The sequence below is a fragment of the Candidatus Sericytochromatia bacterium genome (genome assembly GCA_035285325.1).
Taxonomy (GTDB): Bacteria; Cyanobacteriota; Sericytochromatia; order S15B-MN24; family JAQBPE01; genus JAYKJB01.
Genome location: JAYKJB010000043.1, coordinates 1 through 4,477 on the forward strand (window position 1 = coordinate 1; position 4,477 = coordinate 4,477).

Consider the following 4,477-nt stretch of genomic DNA (forward strand, 5'->3'; position numbering starts at 1 on the left):
GCGTTGTTGGCGTTGTCCTTGACCGCGTTGTAACCCACCACCGCCCCGCCGATCACGATCAGGCCGACGGCCACGGCGAGCGCCACCTCCACCAGGGTGAAACCGGGGCGACGCGGCAGGTGATGACGAGATGACAGCATGATGACCTTCTCCAGTTTGGGGGCCGCTTGCCAAGACGTGCGACGCCGGGATTAACACCGCCTCGGCGAGACTTCGGGATGGCCTCCTTATACCAGACGAAGGAGGGCGTGTAACCGGGCCTGGCCACCCACCCCTCAGTGAGAGCGCCTGCGAGGGCCCGAGGCCCCTCGCAGGGCATCCCCAGCCATCGACCCGACACGCGCAGCGCCTGCGGGCGCAGAAGAAGATGGCTAGCGCCGGCGTTTTTTCCAGCTTACAATGGGGCGACTGTGCCTACTCTCGGAGGATCCATGACCCCTCACCGCCGCGCCGCTCGCCCCCTGTCCGACGCCCGCCTGACTCAACGGTTGGGGCTGCTCTTGCTGGCGCTGGCCGTGGCAGGCTGCCCGGCCACGACGACGCAGCCGGTCACCCCGGCCGCGGCCACCGCCCCGGCCTCGCAAGGCGGCGGCAAGGTCAAGGGCACCGTGACCTTCAACGGCATCGACTATGGCCTCCAGCAGACCGGCGGCATGGATGGCGCGGACGTCTACCTCGACGACCTGCCCAACCTGAAGACCAAAACCAATGCGAACGGCGAGTTCGAACTGTCGGGCGTGCCGGTGGGCGAACATCACGTGGTGGCCGAAAAAACCGTCGATGCCAAGCTGCTCAAGGTGCGCAACCGGGTCGAACTGGCCGCGCCCGAGCAAACGGCTGACCTGAAGAGCATGGTGCTGCGGCAGACGGGCAGCCTGACGGGCCTGGTCTCGCGCGAGGGCAAGAGTGAGGGATTGCTGGGCGCCGACGTGTTCGTGGCCGGCACCACCATGGTGGCCAAGGCCAAGGAAAACGGGGCCTTCGCCTTCGCCAACCTGGCCGAAGGGGCCTACAACATCACGGCCGCCCTGCCGGGATACAAGCCGTTCACCAAGCTGGTCGAAGTGAAGGCCGGCAAGACCGCCAACCTGGACCTGGACCTGCAACCCGCCAGCCCGGCCGAACGCCCCGCCCGCCTGAAAGGCGCCATCCGCGGCGGCGACGGCAAGGCCCTGCCCGGCGCGGCCATTTCCCTTCGCGGCCCGGTCAGCCTGTCCGCCCTGGCCGACGACCAGGGGCGTTTCGAGCTGGTGAACGTGCCGGCCGGCGCCTACACGATGGTGGTGTTCCACCCCACCCACGTGCTGCGCAGCGAAAGCCGCACGGTGGCGGCGCCCGATGCCGCGACCGCTGCCGACGCCGTCACGGACCTGGGCGAGATTGCCCTGCAGGCCTTGGCGGCCCCAGCCCCCGCCCCGACCCCTGCGACCAACCCTACCGCCCCCGGAGGCAATGCGAACGCACCGTCGGGCAACCAGACCACCGGCGGTGCCCCCGCTCCGGCGGCCGGCGCAGGCACGCTGGGCCCCTCGCAGAACGCCACGGTGGGCGGCCCCACCGTGCCCGGCCAGGTGGCCGAGGAAATCGCCTTCCCCGGCGGCACCCCCCGCACCACCCCCTTTGGCCTCCAGCCGATGAACGACAAGACCTACAACGTGAAGTGCGCCCAGGCCTTCAAGCTGAAAGCGGCTGGCGCCCTGACCGGCCTGGCCTTCTCCGTCAGCCAGTTCGAGTCCACCCCGCCGCAGGACTGCACCGTGGCCGTCTACCAGGCCGGCCCCGAGGGTGACCCCACCGGTTCGCCGCTGCGCGCCGTGGTGCTGCCGGCCAATCAGATCCGGCCGTTCGGCCTGGGCAACCTGTTCAGCCCGGTCGTGTTCGAGCCCCCGGTGGAGCTGGCCGCGGGACAGTCCTACGTGGCCACGATCGAGTCCAAGGGCATGGTCAACCTGCTGCTGAGCAACAAGGCCGGCAGCTTTGGCACGCTGCGCATGGTCTTCGCCGAACCCGATCAGGAAGGCTGGTTGTGGGCCGAGTTCCCGCACGATCAGTCGCCTGAGACGACCGGCTACAAGTACGGCGTGCTGCGCGTCTATACGAAATAAGGGGCTCGCTCTCACTCGGCGTCGTGGGACCCCTGTCCGACCGAAACAGGCAGAGGTCCCTGCGCCAAAATGCCCGTGGAGGCTCCGTGCGCCGCAAGCTTTTGCCCATCGGTATTCAGACCTTCGCCACCCTTCGAGAGCGGAACGCCTATTATGTCGACAAGACGCCGCACGCGCTGCGCCTGATCGCAGAGGGCAGCCATTACTTCCTGTCTCGCCCCCGCCGCTTCGGCAAGAGTCTCTTTCTTGACACGCTCAAGGAACTGTTCGAGGGCAAGCGCGAGCGTTTTGTCGGCCTGCACGCCGATCAGCACTGGGACTGGTCGCAGACCCATCCCGTGCTGCGCCTCAGCTTCGGCAGTCGCGTGATCAAAACCGCCGAGGATCTGGCCGCGTTCATGCACAAGCTGCTGTCTCGCCTCGAGTACGAGCACGGCGTGACACGCGCCTTTCCCGACGCCGCATCGCGCCTGGCTGACCTGATCGAAACGCTACACGACCGCACCGGCCGACAGGTGGTGGTGCTGGTGGACGAGTACGATAAACCCATCCTCGACAACCTGACCGAACCGGAACGTGCGCTCGCGATGCGCGAGGCCCTGCGTGACCTGTACGGCGTGCTAAAAGACGCGGAAGCCCACCTGCGCTTTGTCTTCATCACCGGCGTGAGCAAGTTCTCGAAGGTCAGCCTGTTCTCGGGTCTGAACAACCTGAATGACATCACCGTCGACCCTGCCTACTCAGCCATCTGTGGATATACCGACGAAGATGTGGACACCGTCTTTGCGCCGGAGCTGTCGGGCCTCGACCGGGAGCGTATCCGCCGCTGGTACAACGGCTACAACTGGCGCGGTGACGCGGTGTATAACCCTTTCGACCTGCTCCTGCTGTTCCAGAAGCGCGAATTCCGTTCCTATTGGTTCGAAACAGGCACCCCGAGCTTCCTGGTGAACCTGCTGGCCCAGCGCCGCTTCTTCACGCCCGACCTCAGTCAATTCACCTCCTCGCAGGAATTGCTCGATGCGTTCGAGGTGGACCACATCGAGCCGGCAGCCCTGCTGTGGCAGGCCGGCTACCTGAGCATCCGGGCGGTACGAGAACTCGGCGACGGGCAGTGGTTCTATACACTGGGCTACCCGAACCGTGAAGTCGAGGCGGCCCTGAACGTCAGCTTACTCCACGGCTACGGCGTGCCGGGCGACGTCAGCAGCGACGCTCGCAGTCGCCTGCCGGGATACCTGGCCGCGGGCGATCACGAAGGCATGCGCGCGGTATTGCACACCCTGTTCGCCGGCATCCCCCACGACTGGTATCGCAGCAACCCGCTGGCTCAGTTCGAAGGCTTTTATGCCAGCGTTTTCTATAGCTACCTGACCGCTTTGGGTTATGAGGTGCGCGTCGAAGATGCCACCAACAAAGGCCGCATCGACCTCGCGCTGCGGCTGGGCGAGCGCGTTTACCTGTTCGAGTTCAAGGTCGTGGAGGGAGGGCCGGAAGGCCGGGCTCTGGCGCAACTGCAAGCGCGGGGCTACGCCGAGAAGTATCTCGCACCGGGCCTGAGCGTATCCATGGTGGGCATCGAGTTCAGTCGCACAGAGCGCAATCTGGTGAGTTACGAGGTGGCGCCGGCCTGAGGGCGACGCTCAGGCAAAAATGCCCCGCGCGGGCATGCACCTCCCAGAACACCCCGCCACGACTCAGCCGGACGGGGCGGACACGTCGACCTTTTTCACGCCGGCCGGAAACGAGATAAAGAGCTGGTCGTTTTTCAGCGCCAGCCCCCGGGGATTGGCATCGCTCGAAAATCGCGTCACCAGCTCCGCGGGTTGCCCGTCGAGGGGGAAGCCCAACACGTTGACCCCTGGTGCTCCCGAACTGAAGCTGGTTCCCCAGAAACCGCGGCTATCCAGCGGGGTGGCGAGGACATACAGGTGGTTGTTGTCGGTCACCAGATGGGGATGGACGTTGCTGGCCAGCCCCGCAAACACGCCCACCTTGCCCCCGAACTTCGACACCGTGCGCAGGCTGGTCTCACCATCCTCTTCCGTCCTGAAGAAGACCGTGCTGGAGGCCACCGAGGAAGCCGGCGGAATGGTCAGGCTGTTGGGGAAATGCTGCCCGGTGGCCAGCACCTTTCTGGCGCCCGGCGTTGCCAAACTGGCGTTCTGCACGCGCTGGATCGTGCCGTCGTAGCCGCGACCGAGGTCGGCCACGTAGAGGTCCGTGGAATCCAGCGCGATCGCCGCTGGCCAGTGAAGACCAGCGATCAAGGTGGCGCTGGCGTTGACGTCCGTCAGTTCGAAGCGTCGGACGCGCCCGCCCTGGGTGCCATTGCCGCCTTCAGCCACGTACAGGTAATTGCTGTCCGCCAC

3 protein-coding genes are annotated in these 4,477 nt (G+C 66.2%); 2 read left to right on the plus strand and 1 reads right to left on the minus strand.

Annotated elements, in window-relative coordinates:
* The first annotated feature begins 431 nt into the window (after nt 1–431).
* Nucleotides 432–2,105: a carboxypeptidase regulatory-like domain-containing protein gene (locus VKP62_06000; GenBank protein MEB3196740.1), complete on the plus strand. Its 1,674-nt coding sequence runs from the start codon at nt 432–434 to the stop codon at nt 2,103–2,105.
* Nucleotides 2,106–2,191: 86 nt separating this feature from the next.
* Entirely contained in the window at nt 2,192–3,739 is a 1,548-nt protein-coding gene (locus tag VKP62_06005) for an ATP-binding protein (GenBank protein MEB3196741.1), read from the plus strand.
* 63 nt (nt 3,740–3,802) lie between these two features.
* Here VKP62_06005 and VKP62_06010 read toward each other — a convergent pair.
* Nucleotides 3,803–4,477 (minus strand): hypothetical protein (locus VKP62_06010; protein MEB3196742.1); only part of this gene is annotated, 675 nt, incomplete at its 5' end.

Excerpts from the sequence above, each read along its gene's own strand:
- VKP62_06000 (MEB3196740.1), top strand. The coding sequence starts at position 432 with ATGACCCCTCACCGCCGCGCCGCTCGCCCCCTGTCCGACGCCCGCCTG.